Genomic DNA, 19734 nt, shown 5'->3' on the forward strand with positions numbered 1-19734 from the left:
GCGGTTTATCCCTTGTGCGGGCAATGGCTGGCGGAGCCCCTAGCTGGAGTAGGCGCTGTTCTCGTGCACGTAGTCGTGGGTGAGGTCATTGGTCCAGATGGTGGCTTCGGCGTCGCCTGCCTGCAGGTCGATCTCCACCAGCACCTCGCGCGGCTCCAGGTCCACCAGGCTCCGGTCGTCCCCGATGCTGCCGTTGCGGCAGATCTGGACGCCGTTCATGGCCACGTTGAGCTTGTCCGGTTCGAAGGCGGCGTCCGTGGTGCCGACGGCGGAGAGCACGCGGCCCCAGTTGGGGTCCTTGCCGAAGATGGCGGCCTTGAAGAGGTTGGAGCGGGCCACCGAACGGCTGACTGTTTCGGCGTCGGCTTCGCTGGCGGCGTTGAATGTGCGGATGGCGATGTCGTGGCTGGCACCTTCAGCATCGGCGATCAGCTTCCGGGCCAGCTCGGCGCAGACCTGGGTCAGGCCCACGCCGAACGCTTCGGCGGAGGGAACGGCACCGGCGGCGCCGGAGGCCAGGAGGACCACCGTGTCGTTGGTGGACATGCAGCCGTCGGAGTCGGCGCGGTCGAAGGTGACGCGCGTGGCATCGCGGAGGACGACGTCGAGCAGTTCCGGCTGCACCATGGCATCCGTGGTGAGCACCACCAGCATGGTGGCCAGGCCGGGTGCCAGCATACCGGCGCCCTTGGCGATCCCGCCGATGCTGAACTCCTGGCCGTCGGCGTCGGTGCCGATGAAGAGGGCTGACTTTGGCACGCTGTCGGTGGTCATGATGGCGGTGCCCGCAGCCGGGCCGCCGTCGGTGCTGAGTTCTGCAGCGGCAGCCTCAATGCCCGGCAGGATCTTGTCCATGGGCAGCTGTTCGCCGATCAGCCCGGTGGAGCAGACAAACACGTCGGTGGCCGAGATGCCCAGGACCTCGGCCACTTTCTCGGCCGTGCTGTGGGTGTTCTGGAAGCCGGTGGGGCCGGTGCAGGCGTTGGCTCCGCCGGAGTTGAGGATGACGGCATCCACGCGGCCGTCGGAGACCACCTGGCGGGACCAGTGCACGGGGGCTGCCGCCACGCGGTTGCTGGTGAAGACAGCGGCGGCCGCCTTGAATGGGCCGTCATTGACGACCAGGGCGAGGTCCGGGTTCCCGGAGGCCTTGAGTCCGGCAGTGACGCCGGCTGCCCGGAATCCCTGGGGTGCGGTGATGGTCACGGGGCTACTCCCTGGAGGTTGAGGCCGGCGGTTTCGGGCAGGCCGAGTGCAATGTTCATGGACTGCACAGCGCCGCCGGCCGTGCCCTTGGTGAGGTTGTCAATCACGCAGGTGACGATGACCCGTCCCGTGTGCGCGTCGAAGGCCAGCTGCATGGCGGCATGGTTGGAGCCCTGGACGGACTTGGTCGCTGGCCACTGGCCCTCGGACAGCAGGTGGACGAACGGCTCGTCGTCGTATGCTTCGGTCCATGCCTGGCGAAGCTGGGCTGCGGTGGTGCCGGCCTTGACCTTGGCGGTGGCGGTGGTCAGGATGCCGCGGCTCATGGGAGCAAGGGTGGGAGTGAAGGAAACGCTGACTTTTTCCCCGGCTGCGTTGGAGAGGCCCTGCTCGATCTCGGGGGTGTGCCGGTGTCCGCCACCCACGCCGTAGGGGCTCATCGAACCCATGACTTCGGAGCCGATCAGGTTGACCTTGGCGGCCTTGCCCGCGCCCGAGGTGCCGGAGGCCGAAACGATCACCACGTCATTTGACTCGAGCAGGTTCGCCGCGAAGCCGGGGGTCAGCGCCAGGAGGACCGAGGTTGGGTAGCAGCCGGGAACGGCGATGCGCTTGGCGCCCTTGAGGGCTTCACGCTGCCCGGGCAGCTCCGGAAGTCCGTAGGGCCAGGTGCCGGCATGGGGCGAGCCGTAGAACTTCTCCCACGCGGCGGGGTCCTCGAGGCGGTGGTCCGCGCCGGCGTCAATGACAACTGTCCCTTCGGGAAGCTGGGCGGCGATTTCGGCCGAGGCTCCGTGCGGCAGCGCCAGGAAGACGACGTCATGGCCGGAGAGGTTCTCCACCGTGGTGTCTTCGAGGATGCGGCTGGCCAGCCCATGCAGGTGCGGCTGCAGTTCGCCGAGGCGGGAACCGGCGTTGCTGTGGGCTGTGATGGCACCGATGGTCACACCGGGATGTCCGGCGAGAAGGCGAAGGACCTCTCCCCCGGCGTAGCCGCTGGCTCCCGAAACCGCAACAGAAATAGTCATGCTCCGACTATACAGCAATAGTTATGCACTGGTATCGATATTTATGCATAGCGGGCGACCGCCCGAAAGGTGGGCGGCACTTGTCCTGCCGGCGGGCGGTGTCCCTAGGATGGGTCTCGGCGGCCGGGCAGCAGATGCGCCCGGGAAAGGAGAGCAATGACGCATGCAATCGTCGCACGGCAGGCAGGGGGACCGGAAGTCCTCGAGTACACCGAGATTGAGCGGCCGGTTCCGGGCCCGGGCCAGGTGCTCTTCAAAGTGGGGGCGGCGGGCGTCAATTTCATCGACACCTATAAGCGCAGCGGGACTTACAAAGTCCAGTACCCCTTCACCCCCGGCACGGAAGCCGCGGGCACTGTCGAAGCAGTGGGCGAAGGTGTTACCGGCTTCTCCGTGGGCGACCTGGTTGCGACGGCAGAGGGCTTCAACTGCTACGCCGACTATGCCTTGGTGGATGAGGACGCCGCACTGCCGGTACCCAAGGGCCTGGACGTCTTCACGGCTGCAGCCCTCCCCCTGCAGGGAATCACGGCCCACTACCTGATGAATTCGACCTTCAAGGTGGAGCGCGGCCACAAGGTCCTGCTGCACGCCGGAGCCGGCGGCGTGGGGCTGCTCCTGATCCAGTTGCTTAAAGCCCGGGGCGCGGAGGTTCTCACGACGGTCTCCACGGATGAAAAAGAGCAGTTGGCGTCCGACGCCGGCGCGGACCACGTGCTGCGCTACGACGGCTTTGCGGAGCGGGTCAGGGATATCACCAGCGGGACCGGCGTTGACGTCGTCTACGACGGCGTCGGAAAGGACACCTTCGACGGTTCGCTGGCGGCATTGCGGATCCGGGGCATGCTGGTGCTGTTCGGCGCCGCGTCCGGCCCGGTCCCGCCGGTTGACCCGCAGCGCCTCAACTCCGGGGGATCTCTGTTCCTCACCCGTCCCACCATGGGCCATTATTTGCGGGACGCTGTTGAACGGCGCTGGCGCTCGGACGAGATCTTTGCCGCCGCGGCTGACGGCAGCCTCAAGGTACGGATCGGTGCCCGCTACCCCTTGAGCCAGGCAGCGCAGGCGCACCGTGACCTGGAGGGCCGGAAGACCACGGGCAAGGTTCTCCTGGTCCCCTGATATCTGGTCCCCCTGGCCCTGGCATGGTGGAACAGGGCTTTCGGCCCACCCCAAAGGCAGCCCCTGGGTGGGACACTCGGCCAATGATGCATCAGCGAAGCCTGCGCCGACTTCCTGCAGCCGGAACACTTATCTGTGTTCCGGCCTGCTGGTTTGCGTTCCGGCGCCTCCAACTGCGCTGGGGTGCAACCCCGGAGGAGGCGGGCGGGAACCTGCCCGGTGACGATCTGATCGCTGTCGCCGGTCTGCAGGCAACGCGGTCGGTCACCGTCAATGCCCCGGCTGAACGGGTGTGGCCCTGGCTGGTGCAGATGGGCCAGCGTCGAGGGGGACTCTACAGCTACGATTTCCTGGAAAACCTCGCAGGCCTAAACATCCACAGCGCGGACCGCATCCATCCTGAGTGGCAGGACATCAAAGTGGGGGACCCTGTCCATCTGGCACCCACGGACTCCTCGAATCTGGAGGTGGCGCTCCTTGAACCGGAAAGAGCGCTCGTCCTGCGGATCCCCCCAAGTCCAGCGCCCGGCCCCTTCGACTTCACCTGGGCCTTCATCCTCCAACCCAAGCGAAACGACACCACCCGACTCGTTGTCCGTGAGCGGTACGCCTACCGGCAATGGTGGGCACGGTTTCTGGTCGAGGCCGTGGAAGTCGCCAGCTTCGTCATGTCCCTGCGCATGCTCCACGGAATCAGGAGCCGGGCCGAGGGTCTCATTTGAAGGAAGAGGCTGCAGACCGCAGCCGTCCCGGGGTTTCTGCGCCATCAGCATGTTCGAACAGCTGGCGCCGTAACGAAGAAGTCCCCGCACCCATTCAGTGGGTGCGGGGACTTCTTTCGTTCGGGGGGTGTCCTGCTTACCGCTGGACGGCTCCGAAGCGTTCTGCGGCCAACGCAACCGCCTGCTCACGTGCAGCCGAGGCTTCGTCTGCGGTGAGCGTGCGGTCGGCGGCCCGGAACCGGAGGCCGAAGGCCAGCGACTTCTTGCCTTCCTCGATGCCCTTGCCTGCGTAGACGTCGAACAGCGCCACGTCCTCCAGCAGCTCGCCGGCACCTTCACGCAGCGCGTCAAGGACCTCGTCCGCCGGCACGTCGGCAGGAACAACGAGGGCAACGTCCTGGGTGGCTACCGGGTACGTGGAGATGTGGCGGGCCACGATCACGTCCGGCGCGGCCTCAAACAGGGCGTCGGCGTTGAGCTCGAGTGCCACCGAACGGGCGGGCATGTCCGAGGCTGCCAGCAGCTTGGGGTGCAGCTCGCCCGCGTATCCCACGGTCTCCCCCGTCCGCAGCGCCAGGCGGGCGGTGCGGCCGGGATGGAACGCCTGGTGGCTGCCCTGGCCGACCACCAGGTCGATGCCGAGGACATCACCCGCGAGCCGGGCTACATCCAACGCATCGGCCCAGTCCCACTGCCGGGGGGTGTGCCCCGCGGCGGCCGGGGAATCGTGGCCGGTGAGGACGGCGGCCACGTGGAACGGCTGGTCCGGGACGCCGTCGTAGAGTGCATCGAGTACCTCGGCGTCAGGCTTTGCGCCCAGCGGCGGGATGGATTCGGTACCCATCTTCTCAGCGGGCAGGAACACCAGGCCCGATTCGAAGAGTGCCAGATCGCGGAAGCCCCGAGAGTGGTTCCGCTTGGCCACCTCGATGAGCCCGGGCAGGATGGAGGTCCGGAGGAAGCCCTGCTCCTCGCTGATCGGGTTGGCCAGCTTGACCGCGCTCCGTTCCGCGCCCTGTTCGGCCACGCCAAAGGTGTCGTTGGCTGCCTTGGACACGAACGGGTAGGACAGGACCTCAGTCAGGCCGGCATCAGCCAGGGACTGGATCAGTCGCCGCCGCTGCTGCTGGACCCGGGTGAGGCCGCGGCCCGGAGGAGCCACCGGCAAGGTGGCCGGGATCTTGTCGTAGCCCACCAGCCGGGCAATTTCCTCGGTCAGGTCTTCCTTGGTCTCCAGGTCGTTGCGCCAGCTGGGCGGCGTGACGTTCCAGCCGCCGTCGTTCTTTTCCACGACGGCACCCAGGTCCTCAAGCGAGGTGACGATCTGCTCTTCGGTGAAGTCGATGCCGATGCGCGCCGCGGCGAAGCCGGCGGGCAGTTCGATGGTGATGGTCTCCGGCGCCGTGCCCACGTCGGTCCCGGCGTCGTCGGCGGTGCCGCCGGCGAGTTCCACCAGGAGGTCGACCACGCGCTGGGCGGCGATGCCCGCCACCTGCCAGTCAACCCCGCGTTCGAAACGCTTGGACGCCTCGGACGGCAGCTTGTGCCGGCGCCGCGACCGCCCAATGGACACCTCGTCGAAGTGTGCAGCTTCCACCAGGACGTTCGACGTCGAGTCGCTCACCTCGGTGGCCGCGCCGCCCATGACGCCCGCAATGCCGATGGCACCGGAGTCATCGGTGATGAGCAGGTCCTCGGCGTCAAGAGTGCGTTCCTTGCCGTCCAGGGTGGTGATCTTCTCGCCCGCCGAGGCACGCCGCACCACGATGTCGCCGGACAGCTTGTCCTGGTCGTAGCAGTGCGTGGGCTGGCCCAGCTCCAGCATGACGTAGTTGGAGATGTCGACGGGCAGCGAGATGGAGCGGATGCCTGCCAGCCGGAGCCGGGACACCATCCATGGCGGGGTGGGCCTGGTGGCATCGACGCCGCGCACGGTGCGTGCGACGAAGCGGTCGCAGCCGGGCTTGCCGTAGATGGGGGCGTCGTCGTTGAGCTTGACGCCGTAGCCGCCGGACAGCCCCGCCGGGGCGTTGACCTTCCCGGCGGGGTCGGTGAAGGCGGTGCCGGTGGCGTGCGCGTACTCGCGGGCCACCCCCCGGATGGAGAAGGCGTAGCCGCGGTCCGGGGTGACGTTGATTTCCGCTGCCTCGTCATAGAGGTCCAGGAGCTCCATGGCGTCGGTGCCCACTTCCGGGTCAAGCCCGATGCGGGACAGCACCAGGATGCCGTCGTGGTCCTCGCCGATGCCCAGTTCACGGACCGAGGCGATCATGCCGGCCGACAGGTGGCCGTAGGTCTTGCGGGCCGAGATGTGGAAGTCACCGGGCAGGACGGCGCCCGGAAGCGTGACCACCACCTTGTCGCCCTCCACGAAGTTGTGGGCGCCGCAGATGATGCCCTGGACACCGGAGGGGTCGATCCCGTCTCCGGTGAGGGTCTGCTCCTGTCCCTCGGGGACGACGCGGACCTGGCACCAGTTGATGGTCTTGCCGTTGGTCTGCGGCTCCTTGACCAGGCTCAGGACCTGCCCCACCACGATGGGGCCCTTCAGGGTGTCCGTGGGACGGTGGACTGCTTCTTCCTCGAAGCCGACCTTGACCAGCTCGGCCATGACATCTTCGGCCGATGCATCGGCCGGTACCGCCGCGAATTCACGCAGCCAGGAAAGTGGGATACGCACTGTTAGATCTCCATCCCGAAGTGCTCGCTGAACCGTACATCGCCTTCGATCATGTCGCGCATGTCCCCCACCTCGTTGCGGAACATGAGGGTGCGCTCGATGCCCATGCCGAAGGCAAAACCTGAATAGACATCCGGGTCGATGCCGGCGGCGCGCAGGACGTTGGGGTTGACCATGCCGCAGCCGCCCCACTCGATCCATGCCGGGCCGCCCTTGGCACCGGGGTGGAAGATGTCCAGCTCGGCTGACGGCTCGGTGAACGGGAAGTAGTTGGGGCGCAGCCGGATCTGGGCTTCGTCGCCGAACATCTGGCGGGCGAAGTGTTCCAGGGTGCCGCGCAGGTCCGCCATGGACAGGTTCCTGTCTATGGCCAGGCCTTCGAACTGGTGGAACACCGGGGTGTGGGTGGCGTCCAGTTCATCGGTGCGGAACACCTTGCCGGGGCACAGCACGTAGATGGGCACCTCGCGCTCCAGCATGGACCGGACCTGCACAGGAGAGGTGTGGGTGCGCATCAGCAAGTGGGCCTCGGGCGGTTCCACGAAGAAGGTGTCCTGCATTTCACGGGCCGGGTGGTCCGGCTTGAAGTTCAGGGCGTCGAAGTTGAACCACTCCGATTCCACCTCGGGGCCTTCGGCAATTTCCCAGCCCATGCCCACGAAGATGTCCGCCACGCGGTCCTGCAGGGTGGAGAGCGGGTGGCGGGCACCGGCGCGGCGGCGACGCGGCGCTGCGGTGACGTCCACAGTCTCCTCGACCAGGATCCTGGCGTCGTTTTCAGCCTCCAGAACCGCGGTGCGGTCGGCGAGCGCCTTGTTGACCCGGCCTCGGGAGGCACCCATCAGCTTTCCGGCGAGCGCTTTCTGGTCTTTCGGCAGTTTGCCGATTTCGCGGTTGGCAAGGCTCAGCGGGGACTTCTCGCCGCTGTGGGCAAGGCGCACCGCCTTCAGTTCGTCAAGGGTGGCCGCACCGGCGATGGCGGTGATGGCCTGGTCTACAGCGGCGTTGATGGCGGCCTCATCCGTGGGGTTCGGGATGGCACCGCCCGGCAAAGTTTCAGTCATCTACTGTTCTTAGCTACGAGTCGTGGCTGCCGGCGGCCGGGCAGCCGTTGGCGGTTTCCCGCCCGGCGCGTCCGTCGCCGGCAGGTCATGGATGAATGCGCTGAACGTCAGGTGCATTCAATGACCAGGTCAGGGCTCGCCGGCAGGACCGGCGGCCACTGCCCTCCAGTCTAGTTGAACCCTCCGGTTACCATGGCCTCATGACTTTGCGGCAGCGCGCGGGTGCCTTTCACGGCCCGACGACGGCCCAGCGGCTGAGGCGGGCAGCGAACCTCCTGAACGGGAGCACCCTGGCCGGACTCGCCGTCGCCCTCGCCGCACGGACCCGGATCAGCCGGGGGCCGCGCGGACTGATCATCGCCGCGGGCTACCGCTGGCGGCTGCCGTTCGCGCACGCCTACACGCTTGGCAACGTGGTGCTGTGCCGCAGCACGGCCGCGGAACTGCTGTCCCGGCCGGTACTCCTGGGGCACGAGGAAAGGCACTGCACCCAGTACGCGTGGTGCCTGGGATTGCCTTTCATCCCGCTGTACCTTGCAGCCGCGGGCTGGTCGGTGCTGCGTACCGGAAATCCGGGAACGGGCAACATCTTTGAACGCCGGGCAGGTCTGGCGGCAGGCGGCTACCCGCTCACGGCGGGAAGGCGACGGTGATGGGACAGGAACCCGGCGTGAACGGGGATGCGCGGACAGTCACCGTCACGGGTACGGGATGGGCGGAAGCGGCCCCTGATCTGATGCTGGTTTCGGTGGGAGTGGAGTGCCGCGCCGAATCGGTGGAGGGTGCATATGCGGCGGCTGCGGAGGGACTGGCCGCGGTGGGCTCGGTCCTCCGCAGCCGCGGCGTTGCCCCGGCTGATATCCGCTCGACGGGTTTATCCCTCCGCGCCGACCTCGCCTGGCGGGACGGCGAAGGCCAGAAACTCGTGGGGTACGTAGCGGCATGCACCCTTTCGGTTCGGCTGCGGGACCTCGCCGGAGCATCCGCCGTCATTTCCGAAGCCGTTCGCGCCGGCGGGGATGCTGTGCGGCTGAACAACCTGCAGTTGGTCCTCTCTGACGACGCCGCGGTCCGCGCAGAGGCCAGGGAAGCGGCCTGGCATGAGGCACTCCGCACCGCCACGCAGTACGCCTCGCTGGCCTCCGCCACCCTGGGCCGGGTGCTGTCCGTGACCGACCGGCCGCCCGCAGCAGGACCGGTTCCACTTGCCGGCATGCAGCGGACGTCCGCGTCGGAGGGCGTGGCAGTCGAGCCGGGCACCAACCGGGTGGAGGCTGCTGTCACTGCCACGTGGGCACTGGAACAATAGCCTTTTCAGCGGGCACGGCCTGCTGCGCGGCGCCTTGACTTCCGTTCGAACATGTTTTCGAATAGAGCCATGAGATGGGAAGCGCAGGCACTGGTGCCCAATCCACCGGACACCGCGGCCGGGGCAGCTCCGGCGCTGCTTCCGCTGGCGGGACTGGTCCGCTCCGTCACCACCCCTGAGTTCGCCGGCATCACGTTCCATGAAGTCACCGCAAAGTCGGCGCTCAACAGGGTTCCGGCAGGGTCAAAGATGCCGTTCGAATGGACCGTGAATCCCTACCGCGGCTGCAGCCATGCCTGCGTTTACTGCTTCGCCCGGAAGACGCACACGTACCTGGATTTCGACGCCGGCATGGACTTTGACAGCCAGGTGGTGGTCAAGGTGAACGTCGCCGAGGTCCTCCGCAAGGAACTGAACAAGCCTTCCTGGGGACGCCATCAGGTGGCACTGGGCACCAACACCGATCCCTACCAGCGGGCCGAGGGCCGGTACCGGCTCATGCCCGGCATCATTGCCGCACTGGCGGAGTCCGGCACTCCTCTGTCCATCCTCACCAAGGGAACCCTGCTGGCCCGGGACATTCCGCTGCTCAAGAGGGCAGCCACGCAGGTGCCCGTGGGGCTGGGCATCTCCCTGGCCATGACGGACGAAACCTTGTCGGAGGCCATCGAGCCCGGCACGCCTGGACCCCGGGCCCGGCTCAAACTTGTTTCCCGCCTGCGTGAGGCTGGACTTCCCTGCGGTGTCATGGCCATGCCCATCCTGCCGTGGTTGTCCGACAGTGACGAAGCCCTGGATGCGCTGTTCGGTTCGCTGGCGGCAGCCGGGGCAACCGGAGTGAGTGCGGGCGCCCTGTATCTGAAGCCGGGCACCAGGGAATGGTTCATGAAATGGATCGCCACCCACCACCCCGAACTCGCAGGCCGATACCGGCGGCTGTACGGGACAGGTTCCTACGCCTCCAAGGAGTACCGCACCTGGCTGGCCGGGAAGGTCAGGTATTTCAAGGCCCGGCACGGCTTCTCACATTCGGCCGGTTTCAGCCACCGGAACTTGGAGGACCCCAGGGTGGAGGAAGCGGAATATCCCGCCGGGATCATTCCCACGGCGGTACCCGGCGCCTCAGCTGGCCATCCTTCGGCGCCAGTCTTGGCGGCATCCCGGGATGGTGTGCAGGAATCGTTGTTCTAACCGGCCGTCATCCGGGCCGTCCTGATGTCTCAGGCCTTAGTCCTGCCCGGGGCATCCGCCAGGAGCGCATCCGAATCCATGTCATCAGAACCCTTGGCAACAGAATCCAGCAGCGCGCTGACAATCGGATAATCGGCCGGGATCCACGGCAGGGCAAGAACTGCCTCCCGGTCCCCCAGGTCAACCCAGCGCAGTTCATCATGGTCCTCCAGCGGCATGGGTTCGCCGCGGGCCACTTCGGCGAACCAGACCCTCATGCTGGCCCGTTCATTGAGGGGCCAGCCGCCGGGTGTTTCCGCGGGCAGCTCTGAACCAAGGTGCACGCCAATGCCGAGTTCCTCAGCCAGTTCCCGTACCAGCGCCGTTTCGGGTTCCTCACCGGGTTCCACCTTGCCGCCCGGGAACTCCCATAGCCCCGCCAGGTGCTCCGGCGCGCTTCGCCGGGCCACCAGCAGCGCCGCCGGATTGGCCAGCCGGTCCACCACAGCTCCGCCCACAACCTGAATCAGTCCAGTCACCGGCTCATTCTATGGGCCACAATGGAGTGTCCGGGAACAGCAGTCCCGCCGGGGAATCATCTCCCGCGGGAATAGGTCCTGCCCAGTATGGGTTTGCCACACCGTCCGGACCGTCCTGCCCCACCGCCGTGGCATCCGCCCTTTAACGATCCACGTTTCGAGAAGCAGGCATATGAGCAGCGTTCTTTCCCCGTCCACGGCTACCCGCACCAAGACACCCAACACCGGCATGGCCATCTTTGCCCTGGCCATGGGCGGGGTGGGCATCGGTGTCACCGAATTCACCATGATGGGCCTGCTGAAGGAAGTTGAGGAGGGCCTGGGGATCAGCACCCCTGAAGCCGGGCACCTCATCTCCGCCTATGCGCTGGGGGTGGTGGTGGGAGCTCCCCTCCTGGCCGCCGTCGGCGCCAAACTCCCCCGCAAGAAACTCGCGCTGGGGCTGCTGCTGTTCTTTACCGTGGCAAACCTTTCCTCATTCATTGCGCCCGACTACGGTTCAATGCTGGTGTCCCGCTTTGCCGCCGGCCTGCCGCACGGCGCGTTTTTCGGAGTGGCAGCCGTCATCGCCGCCTCCCTTGTTCCGCCGACAAGGCGGGGATGGGCCATCTCGATGGTCATGGCCGGACTCAGCGTCTCCAACGTCGTGGGGGTACCGGCCGCCACGTGGCTGGGCCAGACTTATGGCTGGCGCCTGCTGTTCGTCCTGGTCGGTGCCATCGGCCTGCTGGCGCTGGCCATGGTGTGGAAATTCGTCCCCTTCCAGCACGCGCACCCGGACGCGAGCATCAGACGCGAACTCGGGGCCCTCAAACGGCTCCAGGTATGGCTGGCCCTCCTGGTGGGCATTGTGGGTTTCGGCGGCTTTTTCGCCACCTACACCTATATCGCCCACACCATGACGGCCGTGGCCGGCATCCCGTCCGCCCTGATCCCCCTGGTGGTGGCGCTCTACGGGCTTGGCATGGTGGCCGGGAACATCGTCGGCGGCAGGCTCGCCGACAAGTCCGTCATGGGCACCCTGTACCGGGTCCTCCCGGCCATCGCCGTGGCCCTGGTGGTTTACGCAGTCGCCGCGCACTGGCCCTGGAGCGCCATGGTCATGGTCTTTGTGGTGGGAGCTTCCGGCTCGATGCTCATCCCTGCCCTGCAAACCCGGCTGCTTGACGCCTCACCGGATGCCCCATCGCTGGCCTCCTCCCTCAACCACGCCGCGTTGAACGTGGCCAACGCACTGGGCGCCTTCCTCGGCGGCCTTGTCATCGCCCTCGGCTGGGGCTTCGTTGCCCCGGCCCTGGTCGGGGCTGTCCTCGCCATCTTTGGTTTCGGCGTGGCCCTCCTCAGCGGCCTGCTCGAGCGCAAAAGGCCGCTGGCCGCCTGACCGCTTCCCGGTGCGTCCAAATGCGGGGAACCAGGCGGTCCGCCGGGTCCTAACGATGCCGCAACGCCGCCCCTGGGGCTACTGACTTTGCGGGGGGCTTATGTTAGCTTGAGCCTCATCGGGACTATTAATCCCGGTCACAATAAGGAGGAGACATGGGTTTTCTTGCTTGGATTATTTTGGGCCTCATAGTCGGGGCCATCGTTAAGGCCGTTATGCCCGGACGGGTCGGCGGCGGCTGGGTCACCAGCCTCATCCTCGGTGTCGTTGGCGCCATTGTTGGCGGCTGGATTGGCAGCCTGCTGTTCAACAAGGGCGATCTTGCTTTCTTCGACCTCGGCACCTGGATTCTCGCTATCGTCGGTGGCCTGGTTGTCGCCGGCATCTACGGAGCAGTCGTTGGACGCGGACGGACCAGCCGCGCACCATAACCGCTCTGTCTGCAACTACCCGATGGGCCCCGGACTTCCGGGGCCTTTTCTTTGGGCCCGGTCGTCGTGCCCCGGGCCCCTGCCCCAGACGCCCTGCCCCGGACGCCGTGCCCGGACGCCTCCGTGAGGGGCGGGCCCTTGACCAAGGCTCCTGCCGCCGTCGTGCGTCCTTATGTTGCTGCTTCCGGTTCCATCGGAGCCTGGACCCGGCGCTGGGAGCGGGCGCTGGCGTAGAGGCACACCGTGGCCGCGGTCCCCAGGTTGAGGCTTTCGGCGGCACCGTAGACGGGGACAGCCACCCGGTGGTCGGCCAGTTCCAGTTCCGCTGCGGACAGTCCCTGCGCCTCGTTGCCGAAAAACCACGCGGTAGGCGCGGCGAGATCGTAGACGGAGTCCGGCCCGGTACCGGTGAGCCTGCGCCGGGCGTTCTCGTCCTGCAGGACATCAAGGTCCAGCTGTCCGTAGCCGTCAGCGGCGAGGATGCCGATGCCCCGCGCCCTGCAGGCCTGGGCCAGTTCCGTGGGATCGGCACCAAGTACGACGGGAAGGTGGAACAGCGACCCTGCGGTGGAGCGGACAGCCTTTGGGTTGTAGATATCCACGCTGGAGGCCGTGAAAACCACGGCGTCGGCACCGGCGGAATCAGCCGCGCGCAGGACAGTTCCCGCGTTCCCCGGGTCCCGCACCTGGCACAGCACGGCAATCAGGCGGGGCCCGGCGTCGAGCACCTCTTCAAGGGGCACGTCCACAAACCTGCAGACGGCGACGATCCCCTGGGGGTTGACGGTGTCCGCCATGGCTGCCAGGACCTCTTCGGAGGCGAGCCGGGCGTTGGTGCCGCCGGCTAGCTCCTCGAATTCAGGAAAACGGTCAAGGCAGCTTTCGCTGGCGAAGACCTCGGTGACTATTCCGGGCACTCCCGCCGCGATCCGCTGCTGGTGGAGTTTGAGTGCCTCGCGCACGGCCTGCGGCCCCTCAGCCAGGAACTGGCCACGCTTTAAACGGGCCGGGCGCCCTGCAAGCTTTGCCACGTCCTTCACCCGATCGGCTCGGGGGTTGGACAGTGGAAAATCTTGCGGGCGCCCGGTTTCGTTCATATAAGAACTGTAGTAGCTGCTGCCACCTGTTCCTGAACAGGCCCCTCAGTCGAGGGGCGGCAAGCGGCTTGCCTAGGCTGCTGCTGCCTTCTTGGCGGAGGTGTCTGCCGGCAGGGAATCCTTGGCCACCTGGACCAGCGCGGCGAAGGCGTTGGCGTCAGAGACGGCAAGCTCGGCCAGCATACGGCGGTCGACCTCGACCTCGGCGGCCTTCAGGCCCTGGATGAGGCGGTTGTAGGTGAGGCCGTTGGCGCGGGAAGCAGCGTTGATGCGCTGGATCCACAGGCGGCGGAAGTCACCCTTCTTCTTCTTGCGGTCGCCGTAGCTGTACACAAACGAGTGCAGCAGCTGCTCTTTGGCCTTGCGGTACAGGCGTGAACGCTGTCCGCGGTAACCCTTTGCGCGTTCAAGAACAACCCGGCGCTTCTTGTGGGCGTTGACCGCCCTCTTCACACGTGCCACGTGCGTACTCCTTCGAAAATCTGATCCCAAGCATCTACTGCCGGAGTTCCGGCGGCCTGAGAATGCTGTTTGGCAGGTGACGGACCACCAGGTGGCAGCCCCTCATAGAACTTGGAAATTAGATGCCGAGCATCTTCCGGATGACCTTGGCATCGCCCTTGAAGACGATCTTGTCGCCGGCAAGGCGGCGGGTCAGGCGGGAGGACTTGTGCTCCAGGTAGTGGCGGCGGTTGGCCTGCTGGCGGCGCAGCTTGCCGCTGCCGGTCAGCTTGAAGCGCTTCTTAGCACCACTGTGGGTCTTCATCTTCGGCATGGGAACCGATCTCCTTACGTTTCTGCGGGCCCGGGGGCCGCAGTTCTATCGCGCAGCCGCCCCTGCGGGCGGCATGCTGGTTGCTGACTGCCGGGTGCATACCCCGGCAGCTGTGAACTAGTTGGTCTTCTTGCCCGCCGGCTTCGGCGCTGCCTTGGGGGCAGGGCGTGCAGCAGGCTTGGGCGCAGCAGGCCTGGCCACCGGCTTGGGCGGTGCAGGCACAGCGGCCGGCTTGGGCGCCGCAGGCGCGGCGGCTTCCGGCTTGGCGGCAGCTGCGGGCCGGGGCGCCGGAGCGGCCTTCGGTGCAGCAGCCTTGGGGGCTTCCTGCTTCGGAGCTTCCTGCTTCGGTGCAGCAGCCTTGGGGGCTTCCTGCTTCGGAGCTTCCTGCTTCGGCGCAGCAGCCTTGGGGGCCTCCTGCTTCGGAGCTTCCTGCTCCGGAGCCGCGGGCGCCTCGGCGGGGGCACTGTCCTCAACGATGGCATCCGGCTCGGTGGAGACGGTGAAACCCTCCGGCAGCAGGTCCGCCAGTGACTGCGTCATGGGGGCCTGGTCCTGGCCTGAGGTATCAACGCGGCCGGAAGCCTTGGCTTCGTTCTGCGCCTTCGCCTCCGCGCGCTGGGTGGCGCGCCGGGCTTCGGCCTTGGCCTCAGCCTTGTTCTTCAGGGGACCAACCACCATGACCATGTTGCGGCCGTCAATGCGGGGGCTGGACTCCACTACGCCAACTTCGGCGACGTCGTCGGCAAAGCGCTGGAGCAGGCGGATGCCCATCTCCGGACGCTGCTGCTCACGGCCGCGGAACTGGATCATGGCCTTGACCTTGTCCCCGGCACCGAGGAAGCGCAGGGCATGGCCGCGCTTGGTCTCGTAGTCGTGGGTGTCGATCTTCAAGCGGAAGCGGATTTCCTTCAGAACAGTGTTCGTCTGGTTCTTCCGGGCTTCACGTGCCTTGACTGCGGCCTCGTACTTGTACTTGCCGAAGTCCATCAGCTTGCACACCGGAGGCTTTGCCTGAGGTGCAACTTCAACGAGATCAAGGTCGGACTCGGCAGCCAGTCGCAGGGCATCCTCAATACGGACGATTCCTACCTGTTCACCTGCAGGGCCGACCAGCCGCACCTCGGGGACGCGGATACGCTCATTGATTCTTGGCTCGCTAATGTTAAAGCTCCTGTGTTTGTTGTTGATTCCCGGCAAATAGAGAAGGCCCCCAATTGCCGGAGCAATCGAAGGCCTCAGATAGGTTGGCTCAGCAACCCCGAAAGGGCTGCACGTGCACAGTCCCGGCGAGTGCCGGTCCGTGCCCAACCAGGTACCCGGCAACCTTGCGTCCCCTGCAGATTCCGAAAGGAACGCCTGGGACAGCGGCTGACGCGGGTGGGAGAGAACTCCGCTTGCAAACTGGAAGCCATTCTACAGAAAAAATTCCCGTCAACGCCGCAAAAGCGCTGTTGGGAACCTGATCGTTGGGACAATCTCTGAAAATAACGCCATCCAGTCGGTCTGTGTCAAGCTTACCAGTATGAGCACCCCAGACAGTAATTCGTACGTCTTCGAGCCCGGCGACGCAGGCGCAGACGTTTCACAACAGATCCGCGACATCTCGGAAGTACCCGCCATCGAGGTCATCACCACGGCCGCCGTGCACCTCATGAGCGCCGCCGCGGTCAAGCTTGGCCTGGCCGCGGAGGACAACGCGGCCGAACTCAAGGACCTGGACGAGGCCCGGAAACTGATCACCGCACTGGCCGGCCTGGTCACCGCCGCCGCCCCCGAAATCGGTTCACAGCACGCCGGTCCCTTGCGCGACGGTCTGCGGTCCCTGCAGCTGGCCTTCCGCGAGGAGTCGCTGATTCCGGACGCACCGGGCAAGGGCCCAGGCGAAAAGTACACCGGGGCAGTGAACTAAGGAAAAAACCCACCCCAGCAGCGTCCGACGGCGGGACGGCCTTTCAAGGTCGTCCCGCCGTCGCGCTTTAACTCCATCGATTGCTCCGTACCTGCCGTTTTCCCAGCCCAAAACGACGTTTACGCAGCAATCGATGGGCAGGCCGGCAGGGTTCCCTGGCCGAGCTTGCGAGGTTAGGGTGCCGGTGGGGAGCAATCGATGAGGAGACGGGTATCAGGCGACGGCTTTCCGGCGGCGCTGCTGGAGGACGAGGCCCACCAGGCACAGGACGACGCCGGCGGCGCCGACCGAAACGAAGCCCCCGGACGGCCCCATGATGTCGATGAAGATGCCGGCCCGCGGCGAACCGAGGGCAACACCTGCGGTGAGGGCCGAGCCGTACCAGCCCATGGCCTCCCCCCGCCGCTCCTCGGACACCAGGTCCGCGACTTTTTCGGAGGCCGCGGAGAGTACGGGAGCGCAGAGCAGGCCCGGCAGGACGGAGACGAAAGCCAGGGTCCAGGTGTCGTGGGCAAAAGCCATGGGCAGGGTCAGTGCCGCCATTCCCAGCAGCAGGATGACAGGCGGGATGGGCCGGTGCATGGCGCCGTAGATGAGCCCGCCCACCACAGACGCGGCGCACCAGAAGACGAAGACGATGCCGATTTCACTCTGGTGTCCGCCGGTTTGCAGCGCCGCAACAATGCCGACGTCGGTGCCGCTCAACACCATGCCGGCGCCGGCGGCAACGGCGAAGAGTGCCGCGACCGTTGCGGTGAACCACGCAAAGCCGCCTGCCAGCCTTCCGCGCAGTCCCTGTGCAGCACTGCTGGCCGCCCCGGCCGGCGCCAGCTCCGCGGCCGCTTCCTGGACGTGGGCCGGCGCGGTGGAGACGACGGCGACTTCCGCTGCGTGCTGCTCATCCTCGACGCATTCGAGGGTTTGCCCCGAACTGCGGGTGGGCGGGTTGAACCACATAAGGAACAACCCTGCGAGGGACGTGGCCACGCCCACCACGGTCAACCCGGCAATGGTGAATCCACTGGTGGCCACCACAGCGCCGGCGGCAGGGCCGATCATGAAGACCATTTCCGTTGTGATGGCGTCCAGGGCGAAGGCGGTGCGCCGCTGGTCGCCCTCCGCCAGGACGCCAAGGGACTGCCGGACCACGCTGAAGATGGGGAGGGTGAGCAGGCCGCCCACGAAGACCAGCGGGAGGAGCCACTGGTAGGAAACGTGCGGCACGACAGACCAAATCACCGTCTCCGAGATCACGGACGGGATAAGTGCGGTCCGCAGTCCCACGGCGTCAACGCGTCTGCCCCGCCATGGAGCGCCCAGGGCAATGCCGATCGTCATGACGGCTGCGGCGGCACCGGCAGCGGCATAGCCCTGACCCAGGGTAAGGACGATATGCAGGGTCAGGAGCACCCCGGCGGCCGAGTGCGGGATGCGGGCAATCATGCCCACCAGCAGCAGCCGGCGGATCGGCCGGATGGCGAGCAACTCCCGGTAGAGAGCGAAATTCACGAAGCGGTCCTTCAGGGTATGCCGCAGCGCTGGCGGGGATCACCCATCCGGCTGCCGCTAGTCGGGAGCGCGCCTCAGTTTGATTTCCAGGGAGTCGACGCGCTCCCCAAACAATACATTCCGTGACCACTCCGACTGCAGGCCGGCCACCAACTCCTGGACCCCGGCGGCATCCAGGCCGTCCTCGAGGTACAGCACCACCTGGAGCTCCGGCCCGGCTCCGCCGCCCGGGAGCACGGAGCCGTCGGCTGTGCTGGCCACTACTCCCCTGCCCGGCAAAAGCCGGATGCTGCGGATGGCGGCGAAACCGGAGGCCGCGCGGGACATCTCATCGGCCAGTTCGGGGTCGTTGTACGAAGGGGTCCAGCCGTGCTGCTGTGCCAGTGCCCAGACGCCGGGGCGGCGCACCACGAACGTCACGTCTGCTCCCGGGTCCAGGACCAGGAGCTCGGCGCCTTCCGCGACAGCCGACAGGGCCGCCCGTGCAGCGTACACGGCGACGGGCCGGGCCTCCGGATGCCAGGCGGCCAGGGCGGCCGCCGAGGTGAATGCGGGGAGGGCGGTCCTGCCATCGGCCGCCTTCAGCGTCACCAGGGCCATATCTGCCTGCTTGTCGGCGTGCAGCCCGTGGGCTGATTCAGCCTCTTCGGCCAGCTGCGCAACAATCGGAATGAAGACCCGTGCCGTTGCAAGGGCGGCGACGACGCCGGCTTCGTCTCCCGTCCCCTGCCGGAGCGCGGCGACAGCGGTGAGGTAGCCGGCGTCGGCCGTGCCGTCGTCGTCCTCGAAGTTGTGGATCTTCCCAGCGTCACCGGCAAGGCTGCGTCCTGCCCATGGCTGGCCCGCGGAATCCGTGGCGCCGCCGGCACCGGCCAAGGCTGCCGCGATGTGACCGGGCAGTTGGCGGGCTGCCGGGGGCCCCGGCTCTTCGAGATTAGGCATGGGTGAATAGGCCGGTTCTAGCGACGGCCGGCGACGTCGAGGGCCTCAGGCAAGGTGAAGGCGCCTGCGTACAGGGCCTTGCCCACGATGGCGCCTTCGACGCCCAGGGGGACCAGCGACCGGAGGACCTTCAGGTCATCCAGGCTGGAGATGCCGCCGGAAGCAACCACAGGCTTGCCGGTCTTTTCCACCATCTGGCGGAGGAGTTCGACGTTGGGTCCCTGCAGCGTGCCGTCCTTGGTCACGTCGGTCACGACGTAACGGGAGCAGCCGGCCTCCTCGAGGCGGCCCAGCACGTCCCAGAGGTCTCCGCCTTCCTTGGTCCAGCCCCGGCCGGCCAGGGTTGTCCCGCGGACGTCAAGGCCGACGGCGATTTTGTCGCCAAAGCGCTCGATGGCCCGCTGAGTCCACTCCGGGTTCTCCAGCGCAGCCGTCCCCAGGTTGACCCGCGCCACACCCAGGTCAAGGGCGGCCTCCAGGGTCTGGTCATCACGGAGTCCGCCGGAGAGCTCCACCTTGATGTCCAGCCGGCCCACAACTTCACGGAGCAGGTCAGCATTGGAGCCGCGGCCGAAAGCGGCGTCCAGGTCCACCAGGTGCACCCACTCGGCGCCCTGCTGCTGCCAGTTCAGTGCAGCTTCAAGGGGCGTTCCGTAGCTGGTTTCGCTGCCGGCCTCGCCCTGGACCAGCCGGACGGCCTGGCCGTTGACGACGTCGACGGCAGGCAGCAGTTCAAGTACCGGCAGGTCATGTGCGGTGGTCATACTCATCCTCGATGTTGGTTCTTCGGTTCGGGCAAAGGCTGGGTGGGGCAGGGCGTGCAGGCCGGCATGGCACTGACGCCACGGCG

Annotated in this window: 20 protein-coding genes; 8 read left to right on the forward strand and 12 right to left on the reverse strand. The window is 66.8% G+C overall.

Annotated elements, in window-relative coordinates; genetic code table 11:
* Positions 1-39 precede the first annotated feature (39 nt).
* Both argJ and argC read right to left on the reverse strand, forming a co-directional pair.
* On the reverse strand, positions 40-1206 hold the full coding sequence (gene argJ, locus ACR65K_RS06975; RefSeq protein WP_440151947.1) for a bifunctional glutamate N-acetyltransferase/amino-acid acetyltransferase ArgJ: 1167 nt from the start codon (positions 1204-1206) through the stop codon (positions 40-42).
* Positions 1203-2234: an N-acetyl-gamma-glutamyl-phosphate reductase gene (argC, locus tag ACR65K_RS06980; RefSeq protein WP_440151948.1), complete on the reverse strand. Its 1032-nt coding sequence runs from the start codon at positions 2232-2234 to the stop codon at positions 1203-1205. Before argC ends, argJ begins: the two co-directional genes overlap by 4 nt.
* A gap of 156 nt (positions 2235-2390) precedes the next feature.
* On the opposite strand from argC, the gene ACR65K_RS06985 reads away from it, so the two are divergent.
* Together ACR65K_RS06985 and ACR65K_RS06990 are read left to right on the forward strand one after the other, a co-directional pair.
* Positions 2391-3356 (forward strand): quinone oxidoreductase family protein, encoded by a 966-nt coding sequence (locus ACR65K_RS06985; RefSeq protein ID WP_440151950.1) that lies wholly within the window; start codon positions 2391-2393, stop codon positions 3354-3356.
* 83 nt (positions 3357-3439) lie between these two features.
* Positions 3440-4078, forward strand: coding sequence for an SRPBCC family protein (locus ACR65K_RS06990; protein ID WP_440151951.1), 639 nt, complete (start codon positions 3440-3442; stop codon positions 4076-4078).
* A 136-nt stretch (positions 4079-4214) separates the two neighbouring features.
* On the opposite strand, the gene pheT is transcribed toward ACR65K_RS06990, so the two are convergent.
* Both pheT and pheS read right to left on the reverse strand, forming a co-directional pair.
* Positions 4215-6758 carry a phenylalanine--tRNA ligase subunit beta gene (pheT, locus tag ACR65K_RS06995; protein ID WP_440151953.1) on the reverse strand — a complete coding sequence of 848 codons (2544 nt, stop codon included), beginning with the start codon at positions 6756-6758 and terminating at the stop codon, positions 4215-4217.
* A gap of 2 nt (positions 6759-6760) precedes the next feature.
* A complete protein-coding gene (gene pheS, locus ACR65K_RS07000) occupies positions 6761-7822 on the reverse strand; it encodes a phenylalanine--tRNA ligase subunit alpha (RefSeq protein WP_307090909.1) in 1062 nt (353 codons plus the stop codon).
* Between the two features lie 200 nt (positions 7823-8022).
* Here pheS and ACR65K_RS07005 point away from each other — a divergent pair, with 200 nt between their 5' ends.
* The 3 genes from ACR65K_RS07005 to ACR65K_RS07015 all read left to right on the forward strand — a co-directional run bounded on the left by ACR65K_RS07005 (position 8023) and on the right by ACR65K_RS07015 (position 10322).
* Positions 8023-8475, forward strand: coding sequence for a hypothetical protein (locus ACR65K_RS07005; RefSeq protein WP_440151955.1), 453 nt, complete (start codon positions 8023-8025; stop codon positions 8473-8475).
* Positions 8475-9131 (forward strand): SIMPL domain-containing protein, encoded by a 657-nt coding sequence (locus ACR65K_RS07010; protein WP_440151956.1) that lies wholly within the window; start codon positions 8475-8477, stop codon positions 9129-9131. Before ACR65K_RS07005 ends, ACR65K_RS07010 begins: the two co-directional genes overlap by 1 nt.
* A 69-nt stretch (positions 9132-9200) precedes the next feature.
* Positions 9201-10322, forward strand: a complete 1122-nt coding sequence (locus ACR65K_RS07015; protein ID WP_440151957.1) for an Rv2578c family radical SAM protein — start codon at positions 9201-9203, stop codon at positions 10320-10322.
* A gap of 29 nt (positions 10323-10351) precedes the next feature.
* On the opposite strand, the gene ACR65K_RS07020 is transcribed toward ACR65K_RS07015, so the two are convergent.
* The gene (locus tag ACR65K_RS07020; protein ID WP_440151958.1) at positions 10352-10840 is read right to left on the reverse strand and encodes a (deoxy)nucleoside triphosphate pyrophosphohydrolase; all 489 of its coding nucleotides are present in this window, start codon (positions 10838-10840) and stop codon (positions 10352-10354) included.
* Positions 10841-11012: 172 nt separating this feature from the next.
* Between ACR65K_RS07020 and ACR65K_RS07025 the strand changes: the two genes are divergently transcribed.
* Together ACR65K_RS07025 and ACR65K_RS07030 are read left to right on the forward strand one after the other, a co-directional pair.
* Complete coding sequence (locus tag ACR65K_RS07025; protein WP_440151959.1) at positions 11013-12221, forward strand: MFS transporter; 1209 nt, start codon at positions 11013-11015, stop codon at positions 12219-12221.
* Between the two features lie 155 nt (positions 12222-12376).
* The gene (locus ACR65K_RS07030) at positions 12377-12652 is read left to right on the forward strand and encodes a GlsB/YeaQ/YmgE family stress response membrane protein (RefSeq protein WP_056338282.1); all 276 of its coding nucleotides are present in this window, start codon (positions 12377-12379) and stop codon (positions 12650-12652) included.
* A gap of 170 nt (positions 12653-12822) precedes the next feature.
* Here the strand turns inward: ACR65K_RS07030 and ACR65K_RS07035 are convergent, their stop codons facing one another.
* The 4 genes from ACR65K_RS07035 to infC all read right to left on the reverse strand — a co-directional run bounded on the left by ACR65K_RS07035 (position 12823) and on the right by infC (position 15643).
* A complete protein-coding gene (locus ACR65K_RS07035) occupies positions 12823-13749 on the reverse strand; it encodes a TrmH family RNA methyltransferase (RefSeq protein ID WP_440151960.1) in 927 nt (308 codons plus the stop codon).
* Positions 13750-13821: 72 nt separating this feature from the next.
* Positions 13822-14211 (reverse strand): 50S ribosomal protein L20, encoded by a 390-nt coding sequence (gene rplT, locus ACR65K_RS07040; RefSeq protein WP_018771574.1) that lies wholly within the window; start codon positions 14209-14211, stop codon positions 13822-13824.
* Positions 14212-14329: 118 nt separating this feature from the next.
* Positions 14330-14524 (reverse strand): 50S ribosomal protein L35, encoded by a 195-nt coding sequence (rpmI, locus tag ACR65K_RS07045; protein WP_009358635.1) that lies wholly within the window; start codon positions 14522-14524, stop codon positions 14330-14332.
* Between the two features lie 117 nt (positions 14525-14641).
* Entirely contained in the window at positions 14642-15643 is a 1002-nt protein-coding gene (gene infC / locus ACR65K_RS07050) for a translation initiation factor IF-3 (protein WP_440151962.1), read from the reverse strand.
* Positions 15644-16046: 403 nt separating this feature from the next.
* Between infC and ACR65K_RS07055 the strand changes: the two genes are divergently transcribed.
* Positions 16047-16433, forward strand: coding sequence for a DUF1844 domain-containing protein (locus tag ACR65K_RS07055; RefSeq protein WP_056338291.1), 387 nt, complete (start codon positions 16047-16049; stop codon positions 16431-16433).
* 213 nt (positions 16434-16646) lie between these two features.
* On the opposite strand, the gene ACR65K_RS07060 is transcribed toward ACR65K_RS07055, so the two are convergent.
* Genes ACR65K_RS07060 through priA form a run of 3 tightly spaced genes read right to left on the reverse strand, consistent with a single transcriptional unit; the run spans position 16647 to position 19648 of the window.
* Positions 16647-17942, reverse strand: coding sequence for an MFS transporter (locus ACR65K_RS07060; protein ID WP_440151964.1), 1296 nt, complete (start codon positions 17940-17942; stop codon positions 16647-16649).
* Positions 17943-17999: 57 nt separating this feature from the next.
* The gene (locus tag ACR65K_RS07065; RefSeq protein WP_056338296.1) at positions 18000-18884 is read right to left on the reverse strand and encodes an SseB family protein; all 885 of its coding nucleotides are present in this window, start codon (positions 18882-18884) and stop codon (positions 18000-18002) included.
* 17 nt (positions 18885-18901) lie between these two features.
* Positions 18902-19648 carry a bifunctional 1-(5-phosphoribosyl)-5-((5-phosphoribosylamino)methylideneamino)imidazole-4-carboxamide isomerase/phosphoribosylanthranilate isomerase PriA gene (gene priA, locus ACR65K_RS07070; RefSeq protein WP_056338299.1) on the reverse strand — a complete coding sequence of 249 codons (747 nt, stop codon included), beginning with the start codon at positions 19646-19648 and terminating at the stop codon, positions 18902-18904.
* Positions 19649-19734: the final 86 nt, after the last annotated feature.

It is taken from the genome of Arthrobacter sp. SAFR-179 (assembly GCF_059414945.1).